The sequence below is a fragment of the Flagellimonas meridianipacifica genome, assembly GCF_003001695.1.
In the GTDB taxonomy this organism is placed as follows: Bacteria; Bacteroidota; Bacteroidia; order Flavobacteriales; family Flavobacteriaceae; genus Flagellimonas; species Flagellimonas meridianipacifica.
This window is the reverse complement of record NZ_PVYX01000002.1, coordinates 231,481-251,071: the sequence shown is the minus strand read 5'-3', so window position 1 is coordinate 251,071 and position 19,591 is coordinate 231,481. Positions and strand designations below refer to the sequence as shown.

Annotated in this window: 20 protein-coding genes; 11 read left to right on the top strand and 9 right to left on the bottom strand. The window is 40.2% G+C overall.

Annotated elements, in window-relative coordinates; all coding sequences use genetic code 11:
* The first annotated feature begins 22 nt into the window (after positions 1-22).
* The 9 genes from CLV81_RS10940 (at position 23) to CLV81_RS10900 (ending at position 9,161) form a co-directional block, all read left to right on the top strand.
* On the top strand, positions 23-1,270 hold the full coding sequence (locus CLV81_RS10940) for a mandelate racemase/muconate lactonizing enzyme family protein (protein ID WP_106145171.1): 1,248 nt from the start codon (positions 23-25) through the stop codon (positions 1,268-1,270).
* Positions 1,271-1,273: 3 nt separating this feature from the next.
* On the top strand, positions 1,274-2,473 hold the full coding sequence (locus tag CLV81_RS10935) for a mandelate racemase/muconate lactonizing enzyme family protein (RefSeq protein WP_106145170.1): 1,200 nt from the start codon (positions 1,274-1,276) through the stop codon (positions 2,471-2,473).
* 1 nt (position 2,474) lies between these two features.
* Positions 2,475-3,341: a creatininase family protein gene (locus CLV81_RS10930; protein WP_158259114.1), complete on the top strand. Its 867-nt coding sequence runs from the start codon at positions 2,475-2,477 to the stop codon at positions 3,339-3,341.
* A gap of 89 nt (positions 3,342-3,430) precedes the next feature.
* The gene (locus CLV81_RS10925; RefSeq protein ID WP_106145168.1) at positions 3,431-4,309 is read left to right on the top strand and encodes a class II fructose-bisphosphate aldolase; all 879 of its coding nucleotides are present in this window, start codon (positions 3,431-3,433) and stop codon (positions 4,307-4,309) included.
* Positions 4,310-4,326: 17 nt separating this feature from the next.
* Positions 4,327-5,034 (top strand): HAD-IA family hydrolase, encoded by a 708-nt coding sequence (locus CLV81_RS10920; protein ID WP_106145167.1) that lies wholly within the window; start codon positions 4,327-4,329, stop codon positions 5,032-5,034.
* A 1-nt stretch (position 5,035) separates the two neighbouring features.
* Positions 5,036-5,680: a dihydroxyacetone kinase subunit DhaL gene (gene dhaL / locus CLV81_RS10915; protein ID WP_106145166.1), complete on the top strand. Its 645-nt coding sequence runs from the start codon at positions 5,036-5,038 to the stop codon at positions 5,678-5,680.
* Between the two features lie 19 nt (positions 5,681-5,699).
* On the top strand, positions 5,700-6,695 hold the full coding sequence (gene dhaK / locus CLV81_RS10910; RefSeq protein WP_106145165.1) for a dihydroxyacetone kinase subunit DhaK: 996 nt from the start codon (positions 5,700-5,702) through the stop codon (positions 6,693-6,695).
* Positions 6,696-6,793: 98 nt separating this feature from the next.
* A complete protein-coding gene (locus tag CLV81_RS10905) occupies positions 6,794-8,254 on the top strand; it encodes an SLC13 family permease (protein ID WP_106145164.1) in 1,461 nt (486 codons plus the stop codon).
* A 622-nt stretch (positions 8,255-8,876) separates the two neighbouring features.
* The gene (locus CLV81_RS10900; RefSeq protein ID WP_106145163.1) at positions 8,877-9,161 is read left to right on the top strand and encodes a DUF2188 domain-containing protein; all 285 of its coding nucleotides are present in this window, start codon (positions 8,877-8,879) and stop codon (positions 9,159-9,161) included.
* Between the two features lie 63 nt (positions 9,162-9,224).
* On the opposite strand, the gene CLV81_RS10895 is transcribed toward CLV81_RS10900, so the two are convergent.
* A complete protein-coding gene (locus CLV81_RS10895; protein ID WP_106145162.1) occupies positions 9,225-9,440 on the bottom strand; it encodes a helix-turn-helix domain-containing protein in 216 nt (71 codons plus the stop codon).
* Positions 9,441-9,543: 103 nt separating this feature from the next.
* Between CLV81_RS10895 and CLV81_RS10890 the strand changes: the two genes are divergently transcribed.
* Positions 9,544-9,870: a hypothetical protein gene (locus CLV81_RS10890; protein WP_146129883.1), complete on the top strand. Its 327-nt coding sequence runs from the start codon at positions 9,544-9,546 to the stop codon at positions 9,868-9,870.
* Here CLV81_RS10890 and CLV81_RS10885 read toward each other — a convergent pair.
* The 4 genes from CLV81_RS10885 to CLV81_RS10870 all read right to left on the bottom strand — a co-directional run bounded on the left by CLV81_RS10885 (position 9,867) and on the right by CLV81_RS10870 (position 14,025).
* The gene (locus CLV81_RS10885) at positions 9,867-11,162 is read right to left on the bottom strand and encodes a hypothetical protein (RefSeq protein WP_106145160.1); all 1,296 of its coding nucleotides are present in this window, start codon (positions 11,160-11,162) and stop codon (positions 9,867-9,869) included. The genes CLV81_RS10890 and CLV81_RS10885 overlap by 4 nt on opposite strands.
* Positions 11,163-11,265: 103 nt before the next feature.
* Positions 11,266-11,880 carry a response regulator gene (locus CLV81_RS10880; protein ID WP_106145159.1) on the bottom strand — a complete coding sequence of 205 codons (615 nt, stop codon included), beginning with the start codon at positions 11,878-11,880 and terminating at the stop codon, positions 11,266-11,268.
* Positions 11,877-13,634: a tetratricopeptide repeat-containing sensor histidine kinase gene (locus CLV81_RS10875; RefSeq protein ID WP_106145158.1), complete on the bottom strand. Its 1,758-nt coding sequence runs from the start codon at positions 13,632-13,634 to the stop codon at positions 11,877-11,879. The genes CLV81_RS10880 and CLV81_RS10875 overlap by 4 nt, the downstream gene beginning before the upstream one ends.
* Position 13,635: 1 nt before the next feature.
* Positions 13,636-14,025: a hypothetical protein gene (locus CLV81_RS10870; protein WP_106145157.1), complete on the bottom strand. Its 390-nt coding sequence runs from the start codon at positions 14,023-14,025 to the stop codon at positions 13,636-13,638.
* 464 nt (positions 14,026-14,489) lie between these two features.
* Here CLV81_RS10870 and CLV81_RS10865 point away from each other — a divergent pair, with 464 nt between their 5' ends.
* Entirely contained in the window at positions 14,490-15,323 is an 834-nt protein-coding gene (locus CLV81_RS10865) for a sulfite exporter TauE/SafE family protein (protein ID WP_106145156.1), read from the top strand.
* Here CLV81_RS10865 and CLV81_RS10860 read toward each other — a convergent pair.
* Genes CLV81_RS10860 through CLV81_RS10850 form a run of 4 tightly spaced genes read right to left on the bottom strand, consistent with a single transcriptional unit; the run spans position 15,265 to position 19,547 of the window.
* On the bottom strand, positions 15,265-17,109 hold the full coding sequence (locus tag CLV81_RS10860) for a carbamoyltransferase family protein (protein WP_106145155.1): 1,845 nt from the start codon (positions 17,107-17,109) through the stop codon (positions 15,265-15,267). The two genes, CLV81_RS10865 and CLV81_RS10860, sit on opposite strands and share 59 nt — an antisense overlap.
* Complete coding sequence (locus CLV81_RS10855; protein WP_158259113.1) at positions 17,109-17,462, bottom strand: SxtJ family membrane protein; 354 nt, start codon at positions 17,460-17,462, stop codon at positions 17,109-17,111. The genes CLV81_RS10860 and CLV81_RS10855 overlap by 1 nt, the downstream gene beginning before the upstream one ends.
* Before the next feature lie 23 nt (positions 17,463-17,485).
* Positions 17,486-17,635 carry a DUF5989 family protein gene (locus tag CLV81_RS20785; RefSeq protein WP_245911992.1) on the bottom strand — a complete coding sequence of 50 codons (150 nt, stop codon included), beginning with the start codon at positions 17,633-17,635 and terminating at the stop codon, positions 17,486-17,488.
* A gap of 1 nt (position 17,636) precedes the next feature.
* Positions 17,637-19,547, bottom strand: coding sequence for a GSCFA domain-containing protein (locus CLV81_RS10850; RefSeq protein ID WP_106145153.1), 1,911 nt, complete (start codon positions 19,545-19,547; stop codon positions 17,637-17,639).
* Positions 19,548-19,591: the final 44 nt, after the last annotated feature.

Below are 19,591 nucleotides of genomic sequence, written 5' to 3'. Positions count from 1 at the left end.
AAATAACTAATAAAAAGCTTTTATGAAAAGACGAAAGTTTTTAGGGAGTACTTCCTTGGCTAGTGCCTTTGCCCTTTTGGGGCCGGAAAAGATGACTGCAGCTTTGAAGACATGGGATAACCTAGCTACCATTGAGGACAGTTTTGGATTAAAAATTACCAAAATCACACCCATAGTTGTTCCGTATGCTTCTTATGTAAAAGTGGAAACTAATGCTGGAATAACGGGTTGGGGAGAATCGGACAAGGATTTTCGACCCTTAGGGAAGATTTTTTTGGAAGAAGTGGTTATCAAACACCTGATTGGCAAGAACCCCATGTCCATAGATTCCATTTGGAACTATATGTATTTTAAGTCATATGATGAAGGTGGTTACGGGCTCGTTGCAGGTGCGTTGGCAGGTATAGACAACGCTCTTTGGGATATAAAAGGAAAGGCTCTGGGTGTACCCGTTTCCGATATCATAGGTGGGCGTTTTAGGGACAAAGTCAAATGCTATGGCAGTTTTGGAGCGAACGTGTACTCCCATGAAAAGAAAAAATATGAGGGTAGAAAGAAAAAGACTCCTCTTGAAATGGCCAAAATCGCTTCCGGTTTTGCAGAATTGGGATATACGGCCATCAAAGTAAGGATGCAGATTAGGCAATTGAACATAGATCCTAATCCAGACCCTAGCTTCGATACGGTAAAAGAAGTGAGGGCCGCTGTGGGTGATGACATGACGATTTTTTTCGATGCCAACAATGGCTATACACCACATAGGGCCATAGAGGTAGGAAAAAAACTAAGGGAGCTTTACAACATTGCCACCATTGAAGAACCAGTTACCATGAACAACTATCATGCATTAAACGAAGTTTCCACGGCTCTGGATTTCCCAATAACCGCTGGTGAACATGAATATACCCGTTGGCAGTTCAGGGATTTGATACAAATTGGTCATGTGGATATCATCAATCCGGATTTACTCAAAAGCGGCGGTATGAGCGAATGTTTAAAAATAGCCCAGATGGCCTCGGCCTTTGACAAACGTTTTATGATTCACAGTGCTTACCCCATGATTGGTACTTCGGCCGGACTACAATTCGCCGCAAGCCAGCCTAATGCCATGGAGTACCAGGAGTATGTTGGACCAAGACCTTGGATGGGGCTCCAGAAATATTTCAAAAACGATTTAGAGTTCCAAAACGGGTACCTAAATCTACCTACAGGACCCGGTTGGGGTCTAGAGATGGATGAAAAAATACTTCTTAAAGACGCTTTGAATTAATCCATGATGAAATCAAAAGAAACCTATACAATGACCCGAGAACAATTTTTGGGAACATGGGTCCGAGACAACAACTTCGGCCTGGAGAATCAGGCATTATCGCAAACCAAGATAAAATCTGTGCGAGCTTACTTGCTCCCAAAAGCTCTTTTCGTAAGGGTTGAATCAGACAGCGGCGCTGTGGGTTGGGGAGAAGCTAGCAATAAGTTTCCAAAAACTACTATAGAGCTCATCATCAATGAAATGGCCCCCCGTTTAAAGGGCAAAAGACCCTTTGATACGGAACCGATATGGAATCACCTCTTCTTCAAAGCTATTGACAGTGGTCCCAACGGGATTATGCTCGGAGCCATGGCAGGGATAGATTACGCCCTTTGGGATTTAAAGGGGAAACTGCTGAACCTACCGGTCTATCAACTTCTCGGGGGGCCTTACGATCAAACTATAAAGGTGTACGGAAGTTTTGGGAGAGGAACCAAGAATCCTATGACACCCAAAGCTTGTGCTGAAAAAGCATTGGACTTTGTAAAAAAGGGATATAAAGCCGTAAAAATTCGAATGCAGATCCGGCAATTGAATATCAATCCGAGACCAGATCCCAGCTTTGAGACCGTAAAGGCGATACGAGATGCCATTGGTTATGATATTCCCTTATTTTTTGATGCCAATAACGGCTATTCACCCTATCGGGCCGTACAAGTGGGAAAGGAACTCTATGAAAAATATAACATTGCCAGCATGGAGGAACCCATTGCGGAACATAATTACGCTGCCTTGGCCCAAGTTGCCTCTGAGCTCCAAGTTCCAGTCACTGCAGGTGAACATGAATATACCCGTTGGATGTTTCGTGATTTGATCACCATTGGAAAAGTGGATATCATCAATCCCGATTTCTTCAAATCGGGTGGCGTAACGGAAGGAAGGAAAATTGCGGCTTTGGCTTCCTCCTTCGATATTCCTGTAATGTGCCATAATGTAAGACCCACCCTGGCCACTGCAGCAGCGTACCACATCATTTCCAGCATTCACAATGCTGCCGAATTCCAGGAATTTGGTGGCGAACGAAGGGAATGGGACTTGCAGAAATACTTTAAGAACAATTTGGAGTTAAAGGAAGGACAGATAAAACTATCGGATGAGCCGGGCTTCGGTCTGGTTCCGAATGAAGAAAAAATCGTCCGTGACGCACAAAAATTCGAATAAATTGAAGCTATTACTGATTCTGACACTTAGCTTATCCACTGGCTATGCCTCATTTGCGCAAAAGGAGTACAAGGGAATCGATATCCTAAAAGACCCATCCCGCACCGCTCCTCCTATGGACAAACCTAGACCCATCCCGCTTCAAAAAGAGCTGTTGCTCAAAAATATGACCTGGATGGAAATCAGGGACCTTATAAAACAGGGATATACTTCCGTAATTATAGGTACAGGAGGGTTGGAAATGAACGGTCCTTACATGGTTACGGACAAGCATAACATCATTATGGAAAACCTAGCTAAGGGCATTGCGTCACAATTGGGAAACACCCTTGTAGCTACCATTGTTCCCTATGTTCCCCAAGGGGATTTGAAAGGTCCAAGTGGTTTGTTGCGTTATCATGGAACCCTAGGTGTTTCGCAACAAACTTTCGAACACCTTCTTAGGGACATCGCTATCAGCCTTAAGCACCATGGTTTCACGGAAATCATCCTTTTGGGAGATAGCGGAGGTAACCAGAGAGGGCTCAAAACGGTTTCGGAAGAATTAAATCAGAACTGGAAAGGCAAACCGGTAGTACGGTACATTCCTGAATATTTCGATTATGAAAAGTGGATTGGATTTCAAGAACGCAATGGTATTTTTGAAGTCTCCGAAGGTATTCATGACATCTTTAGGGATACTGCGCTACTCTTACTGGACAATCCAATTCACATCCGGAAAAAGCAACGTTTGGAAAACAACCTCTTTAGCGTGAACGGTATCGACCTAACTGATACGATAGGTATTAAAAGAATAGGACGTGCCTTGTTCGATTACCAAGTCGGAATCACTACGGATGCCATTGAACTGGCAAGAAAGAACGATTAGACTTTCGATAATCATGGAAAAATCTTTAATCTGCTTACGTATTGAGACCTATTTGTACGTAGTAGCATAGAACTATAAACATTCTCAATATGGCCCTTGTTAGCATTAAACCAATGCTGAAAATAGCACAGCGAGATAAATACGCCGTTGCCGCATTCAATCCGGTCGACTATGCCTCCATGAAGGCCATGATCATCGCGGCACAGGAATGCGATGCTCCGGTGATTATCCAAACTTCTGCCAAAACCATTCGCTACTATGGTCACGAAACCCTTTTCTCATGGTTTGAGCCTTTGGCCAAAATGGTCAATGTTCCAGTTGCACTGCATTTGGATCACGGCAAAGATTTGGATATGATAAAAAGATGTATCGATATCGGATGGACAAGTGTTATGATTGATGCATCGGACAAACCTTTTGAGGAAAACCTACGAATTACCAAAGAAGTGGTTTCTTGGGCAGATACAAAAGGGGTTGGGGTCGAAGCGGAAATCGGTGAAATCGGAGGGGTCGAAGAGGATATTGTGGTGGCAGAAGAAGATGCACATCTTGCCAATCCGGACGAGGCCGAACGTTTTTGCAAGGAAATTGACTTGGGCGTGTTCGCCGCGGCGATTGGTACCGCACATGGCTACTATCACGGAGAGCCGGATGTCCAGTTTGATTTAATAGAGGAAATCAATCAACGAACAGGTACCCCTATGGCTTTGCACGGCGGGACTGGATTGGATGAGGAAACCATCGCTAGGTGTATTGCCCTGGGATGTGCCAAAGTGAATATTTCCACCAATCTGAAACACGTTTTCATCGATAGCTTCGTCGATCATAAAAAGGAAAATCCAAACGATTATGAACCCCTGAGTTACCTAAAAAAACAGTTTGAGTCGCTAAAAACCCTTTTCAAGGATAAAATAACCGAGTTCGGCGGGCAAGGTAAAGGAGCACAAATGTTGAAGGAAATAAATTAAGAAAACGACCAAAACCTATGCAAGCATTGATTTTTGACTGTGACGGTGTACTTGTGGATACTGAGAGAGACGGGCATCGTGTGGCATTTAACGAAGCATTCCAAAAACATGGATTGGATGTGGAATGGGATGTGGAACAATATGCCGAACTCCTGAAAGTAGGTGGTGGAAAGGAGCGTATGAAGCACTATTTCGACCAAAATGGATATCCTGAAGAAGTCAACGACCAAGAGGCCTTTATTAAGACACTTCATGCGGACAAGACCGAAATCTTTATGGACCTCATTAAAAGCGGGAAGTTGCCGGTGCGACCTGGAATCAAAAGAATCATAGATGAAGCCCTGGGCGAAGCTATTCAGGTGATGATATGCTCTACCTCCAACGTCAAGGCCGTAACTGCCATCGCGGAGACCCTTGTAGGTATAGAACGAAAGAAAAGAATGAAAGGCATTTTCGCTGGGGATATGGCAAAAAAGAAAAAGCCCGATCCTGAGATTTACAATTTGGCGAAAACCACCCTAGAACTGGACCCTAAGCAATGTTTGGTAATTGAGGATAGTAGAAATGGATTGCTGGCCGCTAAGGCGGCAGGTATGCATTGTCTGGTGACCCTCAGTACCTATACGATTCACGAAGACCTTAAGGAAGCCGATAGGATTGTACCTGATATGGAAAACGATGGCGAACCGCTAACCTTGGAAGATTTAAAGAATTTAATAATATAACATGGCAAATAAGAACATAACCCTAGTGGAAGTTGAGAAAGCAGTCCAGGTAATTATGGATACTGCTTTCGAGAACGAAGATTATTTTTCCGAACTGGATGGACTCGCAGGGGACGGAGACTTTGGGAATAGTCTTGCCACAGGATTTCAAGTAATCCGAGAACAATGGGACACCCTTCCCCGAACCAACATCAATGCCTTTCTTATGAAAGTGGCCATGTTAACCACTAGCCATGTGGGTGGTAGCTCGGGACCCATTTGGGGAACTGCTTTTATGCGTGCTGCGATTTACAGCCGAGAGAAGGATGATTTGAATCTAACGGATATCGTGAACATTTTCGATAGTGCTATCGAAGGTATCATGCAGCGAGGAGGGGCGCAGCCTGGGGACAAAACCCTAATCGATGCCCTAATCCCCACCAGAAATGCATTGGCACAAGTTAAATCCGATGCTCCCGATTGTTGGAAAAGAGCCTTGAAAACCGCTTCGGAAGCCGCTACGCAATCCATAGAGGATACTAAAAACCTTCAGGCCAAAAGAGGCCGTCAATGTTTCACTGGCGAACGTTCCATTGGTACCGTAGACCCTGGCATCGTTGCGGTGGCGACCATTATGAACAACATGAACAAGGCATTCACCCAATAACGGAATCAAAACTAGAAATATGAACAAGTTCTTTAACGATCCGAACAATTTTGTTCCAGAAATGTGCGAAGGCCTCGTGATGGCCAATCCGGATACTTTAAAATACGTACCTGAATACAATATGATATACAGAAGTGATATGCCCTCCAATGACAAAGTTGCTATTGTCCAAGGGTCCGGTAGCGGCCATGAACCCGCTCATATAATGGCAGTGGGCAAGGGCATGCTGGATGCCGCATGTCCTGGAAACGTATTTGCGGCCCCTCCGGTGGATTTCTGTTATGAATGTATCAAGCGTATGAATGGTCCTAAAGGGGTACTGTACATTGTAAACAATTATCAAGGGGACAAAATGGCATGGCAAATGGCCGAAGAAATGGCTCTTGCCGAAGGAATCAATGTAAAAGGTATAATGGTCGATGACGATGTATCTGTAAAAGATAGTACCCATACTATAGGCAGAAGAGGCGTAGCTGGCAACTTTTTTGTCATTAAGGCTGTAGGGGCAGCTTCAGAGCAAGGAGCAGATTTAGATGCTTTAGTCAAACTTGGAAATAAGGTAAACAGTTTGGTACGTACCATGGGAGTTGCACTGACATCTTGTACACCGCCTGCAAAGGGAAGTCCCATTTTCCAAATAAGTGATGGTGAGATGGAAATGGGCGTAGGTATACACGGTGAACCTGGGAGAAGACGGGATAAAATGAAGGCTGCCGATGAAATTATCGAAGAGCTTTTCAACGCAGTGGCGGATGACCTTCCTTTTCAATCTGGGGACCGCGTAGCATTAATGGTCAATGGCCTTGGAGGTACACCTATCAGTGAATTGTACATCCTTTACAGAAAAGCCGCTGAGATGGCCAAAGCAAGGGGCTTGACTATTATTAAAAATTATGTAAATGAGTATTGCACCTCACTCGAAATGGCAGGTGCCTCATTGACGCTGTTAAAACTAGATGATGAGCTTGAAGCTCTATTGAATGCTCCCGCGGAAATACCTATAAGAGTTTTTTAATGATAACGAATTTAGTTTGAGTTAGTTTGTTGAAAGACTGCCCGTAACTGGGCAGTTTTTTTAGAATCATATGCTACCGATACCAGTAAAATCATGATATGATCTTTAACGGAAAAAGAATAGGGTTTCTACTTGGCCCTTTATCATTCTTCATTATACTTTTTCTTTTTAATGTGGATGGCTTGTCGAACGAAGGTAAAGCCACTTTAGCGACCGCAGCATGGATATCCATTTGGTGGATAACCGAAGCCATTCCTATTTCAGCCACAGCCCTATTACCTTTTGTGCTTTTTCCGTTAACAGGAGTGATGTCGGTAAAAGATACTGCGGGCGCCTTTGCCAATCAAATGATTTTTCTGTTTCTCGGAGGCTTTATCATTGCTGTGGCCATTGAAAAAACCAATCTACATAAACGTATCGCCCTCAACATTATAAATGCTATTGGTAGTAATTGGAACAAGGTCATACTTGGTTTTATGATTGCCACAGCTTTTTTGAGCATGTGGATTTCAAATACTGCAACGGCTGTAATGATGCTACCTATAGGGCTAGCCGTAATCTCACAAATAAATGCGGAGGAAGCATTACAAAAAAAGATGGGTATTTCATTAATGTTGTCCATCGCCTATGGATGTTCCATTGGGGGCATTGCAACCATCATTGGTACTCCTACAAATGTAATTTTTGTTGGTATTGCAGAAGATCTTTATGGTGAGTCCATTACTTTCGCGCAATGGATGCTCTTAGGGCTACCCTTCTCAATGGTCATGTTGTTACTGGGTTGGCTATACTTGACCAAAGTAGTTTTTAAAGAAAAGGTTGAGGGCATTCCTGGTGGCAAGAACGCCATAAAAGCACAATTGAAGGCTCTGGGAAAAATCAAATATGAAGAGCTTATGGCCCTAATTGTTTTTGCAGTTGTTGCATCCTTATGGATTTGCAGTTCCTTCTTGTTGAAAAAGCTATTGCCTGGAATCAACGATACCCTTATCGCTATTGTTGGGGCACTGGCACTGTTTATTATTCCCTCTAAAAGAGGAAGACAATCTGGTATTATAGATTGGAAAACTGCGGAGACCATTCCTTGGGGCATCTTGCTTCTTTTTGGTGGCGGACTGGCATTGGCGGAGGGATTCAAAACGTCTGGCCTTGCGGAATGGATTGGTAACCAATTAACCCTTTTCGAAGTCTTCCCTGCTATACTGTTGGTTTTGGCCATTATAATAGTAGTCAACTTTCTGACCGAGATCACTTCAAATGTAGCAACTGCTGCCATGTTGATGCCAGTTTTGGCCGCATTGGCAATTACTATTGATGTGCATCCTTATTTTTTGATGATAGCCACCACAATAGCGGCTTCTTGCGCCTTTATGCTTCCGGTTGCCACACCTCCTAACGCTGTGGTTTTTGGGTCTGGACTGCTCACCATACCCAAAATGATAAAAGCGGGACTATGGATGAATCTCATAAGCATTATCATCGCAACGGTAATAGTCTACTTTTTACTACCTCTTGTTTGGGGATTGGAAATTTCAAGCTTCCCGAATGGTTTTAAGTGACGGATCACATACCTCAATTCTAAAATGAATAAAAGTTCTTAAATCATAAAAAATTGAATGAACAATTCTCTCTTACTTTATGATGAGCTTAATAATATTAGTAGACCTTTTTCTTAAAAATGAAAAAGAGCGAGTAAATACATTTAGGTCCTAAAAGACATGCTTGAGATAATTTACCGAATATTATAACATATCCTGTAAAATGAACCATGCTTGGGAAACAAACATCTTAACTAAACACTAACTATATTACTAAAGTTTGTGCTTATTTGAATTTACTTATGGACCCGAAGCCTTATTTTCAAAATAGGGTCACCTATTCGGTGAGCATCTTTTTTAAAGAGTCCAAAGTGCCATTATTTATTGGGCTTTTGAAAGTTAGACTCAAGTCCCTCCGGCTCCACTTCAAAAAAGCTACCATTTGGTAGCTTTTTTTCGTTACGCCTTCAGGATTCGAAAGCCAACACGCCAGCTCGCTCCTTCGCGAAAAAGGTCTGCCAGACCTTTTTTGACGCTCGGCCGGCTCCAGCTCCACCTACACCCTCCGTGGCTTGAGCATAACGAAATCCAAGGAAGGAATGTCGGCGATTACCTGTATATTGGAAGCTGACTAAACAACTTTATGTCTAAAAGTAAATCTTGGTTACGAACCCTTATAGAACTCATTGAGGTCTTTTTTAACAGCGCCCAGCAAAATAACAGGGGACGTACCTGGCACCAACATGTGGTGCCTTATGAAGAGGGTTGGGCCGTACGACGCGAAGGGAACCAACGTATAACCAGCAAACACCGAAAGCAGAGTACAGCCATCCGCAAAGCCAAAAGCTTGGCCAGAAAATACAAGGCAGACGTCATAATCCACCGAGCCAGTGGGGGTATTCGGGAACGGATATCGTATGGTGAGTGAGGAATTTAAGTCAAATAATCTATAATATTTAGGAACAAAAGATTGATTTAATACCCTAAAATTCTAGAAATTTATGAGTTCTGAAAGAGAAATTTCCAATGCCGAAGCTACTTCTTGAAGTGTGTACAAAGTCGGATTCACTTTTCCATTTTCAAGCTTTTCCATAGCTTGACGATCTTTTCCACAAGCTCTGGCCAAGTCGGATTGATTCCACCCTTTTTGGGTTCGCAGTTCCACAATGCGTTTTCCTATCTTGTTTTTGAGTTCTTCTTTCGTCACAAAACAAATGTCAACGGATGAAATGATATTTGTGTCATACAAAAGTTTGACAAACGATTTGATCCCCTATATTTGTCATATAATTAGCTTACAAATTCTCCCTATGAAAGCCAACAAAACCCTAGACCTTTCCCATTTGGAACTTCCGCTTGAGGCCTATTTTAGTTCGCTTACTCCCCAAAAAAGTGGTTTTGGTGCCTCCAAACTTAAAGTCAAAGATTACCGCGACCTGCTTTTTACTTTGGAGTCCCTACTCAATGTTTGCATTTTGGCCTTAGACAATGAGAATTCGGCCAATCACCCTCATATTCCTGAACCGGATGTTAACATTCAAGCTGTTTTGGAAATGGCCGTTCAGCTTATTCCTTTTCTGAGGCGGAGTTTTTGGATGAGTTACCAAACCGTGATAAATAAAACTTCAAATTCCTAATCATTTTTATCTTCGGATTTGTTTGAGTCTAAAAGAGAAGTAATATTGAACCTTTTTGATAGATTAATTACCACAAACGGGTTTTGATTTGCGTTAAAATATTTACGGATTTCTCCGCTCAACTTAATTCCATGTTTTTGTTCCAACAAATGAAATTGTGCTAAGAAAAATGATTTAAAAGTTCCATCTCGGGAAAATCTATCACCGGTATCTCCAAATCCAAAAACTGGGTTAATGAAAATCTCTATGGATTTACTTGAATACAATAATGGCGTTCCTAACCCAAAAAATGAACTATAGAACTTTTCTGTTCTTGGACCGTTGGAAAGTATACGAGCTTGTAACGCTCTATCTAGCCGCAAGGAATCTTGTGTGATTTGAAATTGACCCAAGTCAAGAAAGTTTCCTTCCTCAAACTCTGTTGTTATTGTCCTTTCAATTAATTCAGCATGAAAAGCAAGAAATGCTTGAAAGTTTTTCTTCTCGTTTTTATACATGTTAAACAACAATTCTCCGTAAAAGCCTAAATTACTTGAGGATACCCTAGGTGTCTGACGTACATTTCTTTGTTGTAGTGTCAAAGTATCTCCAACAGTCAAACTATCCAAAACCTGAAAAACATCTCTGGAAAAACTATTCTCTAGTAGTCTACCAACACTATTGTTTTTATAGAGGCCAGCCCTAACACCCAAAAAGTTGTTTTTCCTTTTTAAAGGAATCAATTCCTTTAAAAAAACATCAATTTCGGCATAATAGCTTTCGGTACTCAATTGGTTTTGCAAATCAAAATTTGCTCCTATAAAAAAATTGTAGTCATAGTCTTTCGTTTTTTCTTTGTTTTCGATTTTAACTATCATCTCGTCATCAGCAAGTTCAATTTTCACTTCTTTCCCTTCCACTTCGAACTTATCACGACTTGTTTTCCTTATAGCAACCTTAATCAGTCGTTCACTTTTTATCAAAGTATCAACAATCCCTTTAAGTTTGACCAGAGGATATTTTTCATCTTTGAAAACTAATGTATCTAACACACTTGACCTATCTAAATCATATTCCTGTTTAACCAAAAATTCGTTCAAAATTTCCATATTGGTCAATACTTTCACCTTTATGTTATCTTCTTTTGATGGAAGATAATTACCCACTAAATCAATCTTTATTGGAATCTTTAGGTCTTCTTTGAAACCAAAGGTTTTAACATTTTCCGTCCCAGATAGTTTTAGGGTTATTTGTGCGTTAATTTGTGACAGACAAAAACAAAGTAGAAAAAGGGTAGTCGGTATAGTTTTCATTTTAAAAGGGTTATTTGGTTTAATCCAAAACTATCCGATGAATAGGCACAAAAAAATCCCCATTAGTAGGGATTTTAATCATAACCATTTGAAAACAAAGAGATTAAAACTTATACTTCTTTTCCACCGCATACCGCAATAGCTCCCCTGCACCACTAAGACCTAGTTTCCGAATCATGTTTTTACGATGGGTGTCAACAGTACTTTTTCCAATAAAAAGTTCATCTGCAATTTGATGGGAGGTACGGCCTTTGGCTATGAGTTGAAGAATCTCCCGTTCCCTAGAGGAAAGCACACTTTTGGAGCTGTTTTTCTCAGCGCTGGGTTGGTGAATTTTTTTATCGTAGTATGTTTTTTCAGAAGACACCGTACGGATGGCTTCCAAAACCACTTCCAAACTACTATTTTTTAAAATATAGCCTTGGGCACCAGCAGCTAACATTTGCTGTACGGCCTCTTCTTGGTCAAACATGGTAAAGGCAATCACCTTGGTATACGGCAGTTCTTTGAGGATTGTTTTTGTGGCTTCTATCCCATCTAACTTCGGCATGCGAATGTCGCAGAGCACCACTTTGGGTTGTTTTAATCGAACCAATTTGAGCAGTTCCTCCCCATTGTTGGCATGGCCAACAATGCTAATATCATCCTCATATTTGATATACGAACGGATACCATCAATCAATGCTTGATGGTCTTCGGCTATGGCTACAGTTATCATACCGGAATATCAATTAAGATTGAAGTTCCTTTCCCAAGTATGCTGTCCACGGTAAAGTTTCCCTCCAAGTGTTCCACACGTTTTTCGATATTGGTCAATCCCATACCATCGGATTCTTTATCCAATTGTGAACGGTCAAATCCCTTTCCGTTGTCTTCCACAATAATGTTCAGGTTCTCTTCATGTTGGGTCAGCTGAATATTGACCTTGGAAGCTTCCGCATGTTTAATAGCATTGGCCACCAACTCCTGTATCATTCTAAATATGGAGAGCTCCAGCGAATTTTCCATACGTTCGCCCAGTCCAAAATCTTCCACCACGACCTCCATGGCATTGGTCTCCCCAATGGTTTTGGCCATCTTTTTAATAGCTTGTAGCAAACCCTGATTACTCATTAACCCAGAATTTTTATTATGAGCCATGCTACGTACTTTCTCATAGGCTTCCTCCAAAAGTCTTTGTGCATGTTGCAAGGCCGGGTCTTGATTGGCAATTTTCGCCTGATCAAAATGAAGTTTTATAGTGGCCATCATGCTCCCTAAGTCATCGTGGAGTTCTCCAGCTACTTTTTGACGCTCTTTTTCCTGACCGGCAATCATGGCGTCAATGCTGACCAACTCTTGTTCTTTTAACAGATTATCTACCCGCTGTTGTTTTAAAATAGCTTCCTGCTCAGCCAATTGACGTTTTTTGGTGGTGTTTTTTTGGAGAAGTATAGCCAAAGACCCTACAACAATTAGCAAGCCAATCGCGGCGAACAAAAAATTTCTGTTTTGGATTCTTCTTGCTTCGCTTTCCAAATTATCTGCACGAAGTTTTTCATTGTCATACTTTTCTTGTATATCCAGCATTACTTTATTTTGTTCGTCCTCACCTATGCTGTCTTTATAGGCTAAGTGGAGTTTCAAATATTTAGTTGCATTTTCATAATCTTTGTTCCTTTCATATGCATCTGAAAGAAAACCATAGAGAAGTTTTTTGTTGTTTTTCCGATACTCCTTAATCGGAAGAGAATCCGCTTTTAGATAGTTTTGAATAGCTTTTTTATAGTCATTTTGCTTCTTATATACCGTCGCTTTATTATTGTAGATATAAGAAATGTAATCTATTAGATTTTGCTTTTTATACTGCTTCAAGGCGAGATCATAATGATAAACCGAGGAATCTAAATGGGGAGTATGTTCCGCAAAAAGTACACCAATATTGTGATGGATTTTCGCTGTCATTAAGCTATCTGTTGTTCTTTGATTTTCTTCGGCAGCCTTTTTAAAGTAAAGAATGGTTTTCTGGGGGTCTAAGTTTATAAAGCATTTTCCTACTTGCATATAGGCGCGGGACAAAAGGTTGGGGTCATTCTTTTGCTCTGCAAAAGTGACGTACTCTTCCAAAAAGGGCCGATAATCTAACGATTTATTTTTCGACGCATTTAACAATTGAACTATTTGAAGATTTACCTTGGCCACATGTTCTAAACTATCAATTGCTGCATATACGTCTTTTGCTATTAGGTAATTGCCAAAAGCCAACTCTTCTTGATTATTTAATGTCTGATTTCTGCTTAACAGTTCGTAATATCGAGCCTTATTGTAGCTAGACAAAGAGGTAGTGTCCATGTTATTTAGTGCTCTAAAAGCCTGGTTTATTTGCTTAAAATTGACCAAACTATCTACAGTGTTTAATTCTGACTGCTGTGAAAAAGAAAAATCAGCAAGTAAAAGACTTGCTGACAAAAGAGCTATTCTGAAAACACTCATTTCATGTTCCGACTAAGATGCTTCCACCAGAAGTCTCTGGCCTTAAAAATTTTATTTCGTCTATCAAAGAATACCAAATTATATTTATGGCTACGAAATTTTTATACTCTATATTTGTCCCTGACAAATCAATACTAACTTTTTTCTTACCACGACTTTGTCTAAAAATTTCAGATCTTGATTGTCCTTTTTTTCCAAATTTGAGGTTAACTTTAATTTCGATTCCTTGAATTGATGGTATCACCTGTGATGATTCAATTTCAGTTTTTCCAGGGGCGAAAACCCAAAAATCAATCTTGTCGAAATAAGTTTTTCCATTGGCTTCTCTTATTTGGAATGGATTTTCTTTATAATGAATCCCACAAACACGATAAAATACTTTACTACTCATAATTATTATTTAGTTCGTTAAATAGTTCTAGGCTCTAACCTAATATGAATTACAAATCATAAGAATCCCCATTCCTAGGGATTTTTACCAAAACAGTAAGAAAAGTGAATGGAAGGAAATCTGAAGCTCTTGAATTTAACAAATCAAACTCAAATTTGATTGCAGATTTCCCTTAGAAAAACTGGGGTTTTCCCGTAAAAAGTTTAGCTGACGTAAAGTCCCCAATTCGGGGAGTTGCAAAAATGATATCCTTAAAAACCAATTATTAAAGTAATTCCAAAGTTAGGTTCAGGAGTTTATACATTATCCAAATACAAAATGCCCATCAGGATTGTACTCGATATACATATCCACTGATGTTATGTGAATAGGCAACCCAGGTTTTGGTTTAAAGCTGATGTAATCCGCGAAATGGAATGTTTTCAATGGTTTTTAAGGTACCTTTAAGCTAATAGAGAAAAGCCATGACTCTTTCCCTTTTCATTATTTTATGCGCGGTTGGACTCCTTAACGGGTTTTACTCTGGACTTATGGGTACTGGTGGAAACATTATTTTGATTCCCGCCTTAGATTTGGTCCTTGTCCCCTTTGGTTTTGAAGACCAAGAACTAGTAAAATATATTATTGCCCATTCACTTTTTATTACTGTTTTCAATGGTTTCGCCGTTGTTTTGAAACATTATAGGATAAAAAACCTTTATCCAAAGAAAATTCTATTTGTTGGCATTCCAGCAGCCCTTACCGCATTTTTAGTTTCGGAATGGATAAAAACATCGGCGTGGTATTCAAAACTGTATTTCGACATACTCTTCCTTTTTTTGGTTCTTACCGTCTGCATTCAGTTCCTTTTTTTTAAACCAAAGATTGAAATTTCGGCCAGCCAACAAAAAATACAGGACAGTAAATGGTCTTACCCAGTTCTTGGTAGTTTTACTGGAATGATTTCAGCACTATCAGGTTTTGGTGGGGGTATCGTTTTGATTCCGGCTTTAACCGATATTTTCGGAATACCCTTCAAAAGAACTGTTTCCGTTTCAATCGGAGTGGTAATGTTATTGGCCTTGTCGGTGAGTATAAGCTATCTAAATATTACTTCGGACCAAGGTATCGTGAAGCGCCTGCCGATTCAATTCGGATATATTTCTTTAGGCCTTGTTGGCCCTATTCTACTTGGCATTTTTCTTTCGGCTCCATGGGGTGTTCGATTAGGGCAGAAAATGGAGACAAAGTGGTTACGACTTATTTTCGGTCTGGTGATGGTGGTTCTTTTTTTAAAGACTCTTTTTGGGGTTTTGTAAAAATAGTATTTCCTAAAACCAAGATGTCCATTCCGGTTTGTTTGAAACATCGAATGGCATCTGCTGGGGTACATACTATTGGTTCATCTTTTACATTAAAACTGGTATTGATGAGTATCCCATATCCGGTTAAGTCTTTATATGCCTTTAATAGTTTCCAAAATAAGGGATTTGAACTCTTGCTCACTGTCTGTATTCTGGCCGAACAGTCAACATGGGTAACAGATGGAATATCTGAACGTATTTGGGACAACCGTTCCATTAAGCCCACTTCATTTTTCGCATTAACTTTTAACCGATAGGCTTTGACCTTTTGAACAAGCAACATATAGGGTGAAGCTTCATCCAATTCAAAGTACTCTTGGGCATCCTCTTCCAGAACACTTGGTGCAAAGGGTCTGAAGCTTTCTCGGAACTTAATTTGACTGTTGATTTTTCTTTGCATTTCAGGATTTCTGGGGTCTGCCAAAATGCTTCGGTTTCCAAGAGCTCTAGGACCAAATTCCATCCTGCCCTGAAACCATCCCACAATCTGACCCTCCGAGATTGCTTTGGCAGTAATGAATAAAAGTTCGTCTTCGTCTTCTATCTGTTTTGGGTTTAATTCTGGGTGTAACTTACTCATGTTGAAAACATGTTGTTGGGTAAACGCTGGTCCCAAATACCCAAAATTCATGTGGTCTGTATTTAAAGCCTTTCGCTCCTTTCCCATATGGATGTGCCAGACCGCCAATGCAGCTCCTAAAGCCCCACCCGCATCACCTGCTGCAGGTTGTATCCAGAGCTTACCAACCTCAGGGTTTTTTAGAAGTTTACCATTGTTGACAGAATTTAGGGCAACTCCCCCCGCCATAACTAAATTGGGGCATCCTGTAAGGCTTATAGCAGTTTGAACCAGTTTGGCTGTGCACTCTTCCAACACTAGTTGAACGGCTAATGCGAGATTTGCATGTTTTTGGGTTAATTCTTGATCCCTTTTCCGACGCGTCAACCCAAACAGACTTTGCCATTTTTCGTCTTTCGTCATGGTTAAATTCACAGCAAAATCGAAATAGTCCATGTTTAAAAGTAAAGAGCCATCCTGCCTAACATCCACAAGTTTTTCTGAAATCTTTTGCACAAATGTCAGGGTTACCTCAGCGTCAGGGTTTCCATAAGACGCCAAACCCATTACCTTATATTCCCCACTATTCACTTTAAAGCCTAAAAAGTAAGTGAACGCGGAATACAGCAAACCCAAAGAATGCGGATAATGTTGTTCCCTTAAAATCTTTATGCTGTTTCCATCACCCATTCCAATGGTCATGGTGTTCCATTCACCAACACCATCCACTGTAAGAATGGTCGCTTTATCAAAAGGGCTGGGATAAAAAGCACTGGCGGCATGGGAAAGATGGTGTTCAGGAAAAAAAATAGGAACCCCTTCAAAACCAATCTCTTTAAAATGCTCCTTTATTTTTTTTCGGATAAATAGTTTGTCTTTTAGCCACAGAGGCATAGCCTTTAAAAAACTTTTTAAACCCTTTGGCACAAAGGCATGGTAATTCTCCAATAATCTTTCAAACTTTAAAAGTGGTTTTTCGTAAAAGGCCACGGCATCAAGTTCTGCAGATGTAATATTGGCCTCTTGAAGAACATAGGCTATGGCATTTTTTGGAAAAGAAGCATCTCCTTTAATACGGGTAAACCTTTCTTCTTGGGCTGCTGCAACGATTTCTCCATCAATAAGCAATGCCACTGCACTGTCATGAAAAAAAGCAGAAAACCCCAATATGACGGTTGCCATTAAAATGTATTTTTTAAATCATCGGGGCCAAAGACGTGTTCTCGAACGAAGAAAACCGACTCCCTTGATTTTTTGAATCGCTTCAATCTTAATTCGTCCTTACCCAAAAGTTTTCGAATATATCCAACCGGAATTACTAATAAAAAAAAGGTTATGGTAAGTAATACTCTTGTTGAAACCAATCCCAACACTTTTCCAAGCCCAAACCATAAAAAGGCCAAAGGCTGAAAAAACTTGGGCAACAAAAGAACCAGTCCAAGGGATGAAATAGAAATCCATATCCATATCACATTTTCAGAATAGAAAAGGTAAACTATCAAACATAAGAGAGCCCCCAGAACACCGACTTCCATACACTGTTTTGCGGAAATCTTCATTAGAACAAAGAATATATGAAGGGAGCCAAAGCCGAACCTGCTGTTATCACAACAACGATACTTATCAAAAGAAGAACCAAAAGCAAGGGAATGAGCCAATACTTTTTTCTAGTTCGAAGAAACTGTCCAAATTCTCTTAGGGTTTCCATATTAATTAATAGTATTCAACAACTGCAAAGCCTTTTCATTATTCGGGTCTTTATCCAAGGTTGTATTCAATATTTCAATGGCCTTGGCTCTTTTTCTTAGAAGCAGATAGCTTTCGGCCAAAGAAACACCATCTTGTTGGTCTTTATTCAATATCGTCTTGACAGCTCCATAGATTTGGGAAAACATTCGATTATCTGGCAACTTTTCCATTGCATATTCCAAATACGGCAAAGAAAATTCAAAGGCCTCTGCCTCTACTAAAGTTAAGGTAATTCTTCTAATATTTTCTTCAGACGGGTCAAGTTCAAAAGCTTTTTTGAAATGATATTGGACTTTGTCCATTTTCCTTAGTCTCAAAGACAAAAGAGCAGTCTCAACATAGAATCTTGCCTCATAAGGATATTCAAGAGTCAAGCCTTCCGCAACTTTCAATGCACTTTCCATGTCTCCTAAATTTTGATAATGCCTATAGAGCGTCTGCATAGCATCATCCCAACTGATCAAATTTGTAGCGAGTTTTCCTCCCAACTGCTCCAGCATATCCAATGTGTCCTTATTGATTTTTGGTATGGGTTCATAAAAAGGCCATCCCTCTTTAAGTTGTAACATCTCGTACTTCCCAGCTATTTCATCCACTTCTGTGATGGGCATTTGTTGTTTCAAATCTGACCAAGAAAGTGCATATCGATATTTAGAATCCACCAATCTAGACGCCAGTATTTCTTCGTAAAACGAATGGGCCACAAGAGAATATCCTTCTAACTTCGGATGTACGTGTTCCCACAGAAGGGCATTTCCAATGATTCCATTATCTGATACAGATTCAAATCGACATTGGGTATCCACAAAGTATATGTGGGAAAATCTCAGGGAAAGTTCCTCTATTTTATCATTAATGGCCTCTGGAGCCCTGAACCGAAGCTGATCGTATTCTTTGGCAAGAATATAGTTTTTCTTCGTCTCTTTCACATTTCCTTTCTGATAAGCTTCATCGGCCAATTCAAAATAATGATTTGCCGAGGTTTCTTCGTTCGTGCCATTACCAATAAAAGGTTTTAAACCCTTTTCATTACTTACCAATGAAGATAGAAATACAGGAATGCCGGCCTTTTGTGTTAGCTGGGCTATTCGTTCAAAGTTATAGTTGAATTGATAAATTCCCTTTTTGTATTTCTTTGACTCATAGACAATCTTTCGATCTTCAGCCATCTTCTCCATTAAGGTTGCTCTATCTTTCTTTTTTCCAGCAGTTGTGTGGGCTATATTATCAACTATGGATTCTGCTAATTGAATCAATCGAAGCTGCTTAAGCTGTATACCTATATTGACCCATCTTGGGTTTTGCACCAGTGTGTTGGACCTTCCAACGCCCAAAGCTCCATAATACTCATTATGCCCAGCATAAATCAATAGAGCGTCTGGCTCATAATCGATAAGCTGTTTTGTGAAATCCAACAACGTGTAAGAATTGACCGCGGTAAGGGCAAGATTGATAATTTCAATTTTTTGATTTGGATACGATGTGTTGAGGGCAAACTGCAACCACCTATGGAACGACCCGTTTTTCCTGTAAGGGTATCCCACAGCAGTCGAAGCGCCTAAAACGAAAATGCGAAAAGTTTCAGAATCTTTATCTTCTTTGAACAACTCTTGGAATCCAACAGTAGCATTTCCAGAGTTTCCAAAATATTTCTTTGCAATTTCTGGGTTCATTTTCACCCAAGTGGCTTCCATTTCGTCTGAAACAAAAAGAGGGTAATCCGTTCCATATCCCGAAAAGCGAAGAGCTACTTCCAAAATCATAAAAAATGTAAACACCAAAACAACAGCAAGAACCTTGAACAGAAGGGCTTTTTTCTTGCCTATGTGTAAAGATGAATTTCCTTTTTTTTCTGACTTTCTATCTTTCATATCATTGATTCTACCTAATCATCTTATCTGCGATATTGATATTC

Bases quoted from the DNA above. Each gene is read 5' to 3' on its own strand.
- CLV81_RS10875 (WP_106145158.1), bottom strand. From the start codon at position 13,634: ATGAGTGTTTTCAGAATAGCTCTTTTGTCAGCAAGTCTTTTACTTGCT.
- dhaL (WP_106145166.1), top strand. From the start codon at position 5,036: ATGGCAAATAAGAACATAACCCTAGTGGAAGTTGAGAAAGCAGTCCAG.
- CLV81_RS10890 (WP_146129883.1), top strand. From the start codon at position 9,544: ATGAAAGCCAACAAAACCCTAGACCTTTCCCATTTGGAACTTCCGCTT.
- CLV81_RS10905 (WP_106145164.1), top strand. From the start codon at position 6,794: ATGATCTTTAACGGAAAAAGAATAGGGTTTCTACTTGGCCCTTTATCA.
- CLV81_RS10865 (WP_106145156.1), top strand. From the start codon at position 14,490: ATGACTCTTTCCCTTTTCATTATTTTATGCGCGGTTGGACTCCTTAAC.
- CLV81_RS10935 (WP_106145170.1), top strand. From the start codon at position 1,274: ATGATGAAATCAAAAGAAACCTATACAATGACCCGAGAACAATTTTTG.
- CLV81_RS10850 (WP_106145153.1), bottom strand. From the start codon at position 19,547: ATGAAAGATAGAAAGTCAGAAAAAAAAGGAAATTCATCTTTACACATA.
- CLV81_RS10860 (WP_106145155.1), bottom strand. From the start codon at position 17,109: ATGGCAACCGTCATATTGGGGTTTTCTGCTTTTTTTCATGACAGTGCA.
- CLV81_RS10900 (WP_106145163.1), top strand. From the start codon at position 8,877: ATGTCTAAAAGTAAATCTTGGTTACGAACCCTTATAGAACTCATTGAG.
- CLV81_RS10925 (WP_106145168.1), top strand. From the start codon at position 3,431: ATGGCCCTTGTTAGCATTAAACCAATGCTGAAAATAGCACAGCGAGAT.
- CLV81_RS10870 (WP_106145157.1), bottom strand. From the start codon at position 14,025: ATGAGTAGTAAAGTATTTTATCGTGTTTGTGGGATTCATTATAAAGAA.
- CLV81_RS10920 (WP_106145167.1), top strand. From the start codon at position 4,327: ATGCAAGCATTGATTTTTGACTGTGACGGTGTACTTGTGGATACTGAG.
- CLV81_RS10880 (WP_106145159.1), bottom strand. From the start codon at position 11,880: ATGATAACTGTAGCCATAGCCGAAGACCATCAAGCATTGATTGATGGT.
- dhaK (WP_106145165.1), top strand. From the start codon at position 5,700: ATGAACAAGTTCTTTAACGATCCGAACAATTTTGTTCCAGAAATGTGC.
- CLV81_RS10940 (WP_106145171.1), top strand. From the start codon at position 23: ATGAAAAGACGAAAGTTTTTAGGGAGTACTTCCTTGGCTAGTGCCTTT.
- CLV81_RS20785 (WP_245911992.1), bottom strand. From the start codon at position 17,635: ATGGAAACCCTAAGAGAATTTGGACAGTTTCTTCGAACTAGAAAAAAG.
- CLV81_RS10855 (WP_158259113.1), bottom strand. From the start codon at position 17,462: ATGGAAGTCGGTGTTCTGGGGGCTCTCTTATGTTTGATAGTTTACCTT.
- CLV81_RS10885 (WP_106145160.1), bottom strand. From the start codon at position 11,162: ATGAAAACTATACCGACTACCCTTTTTCTACTTTGTTTTTGTCTGTCA.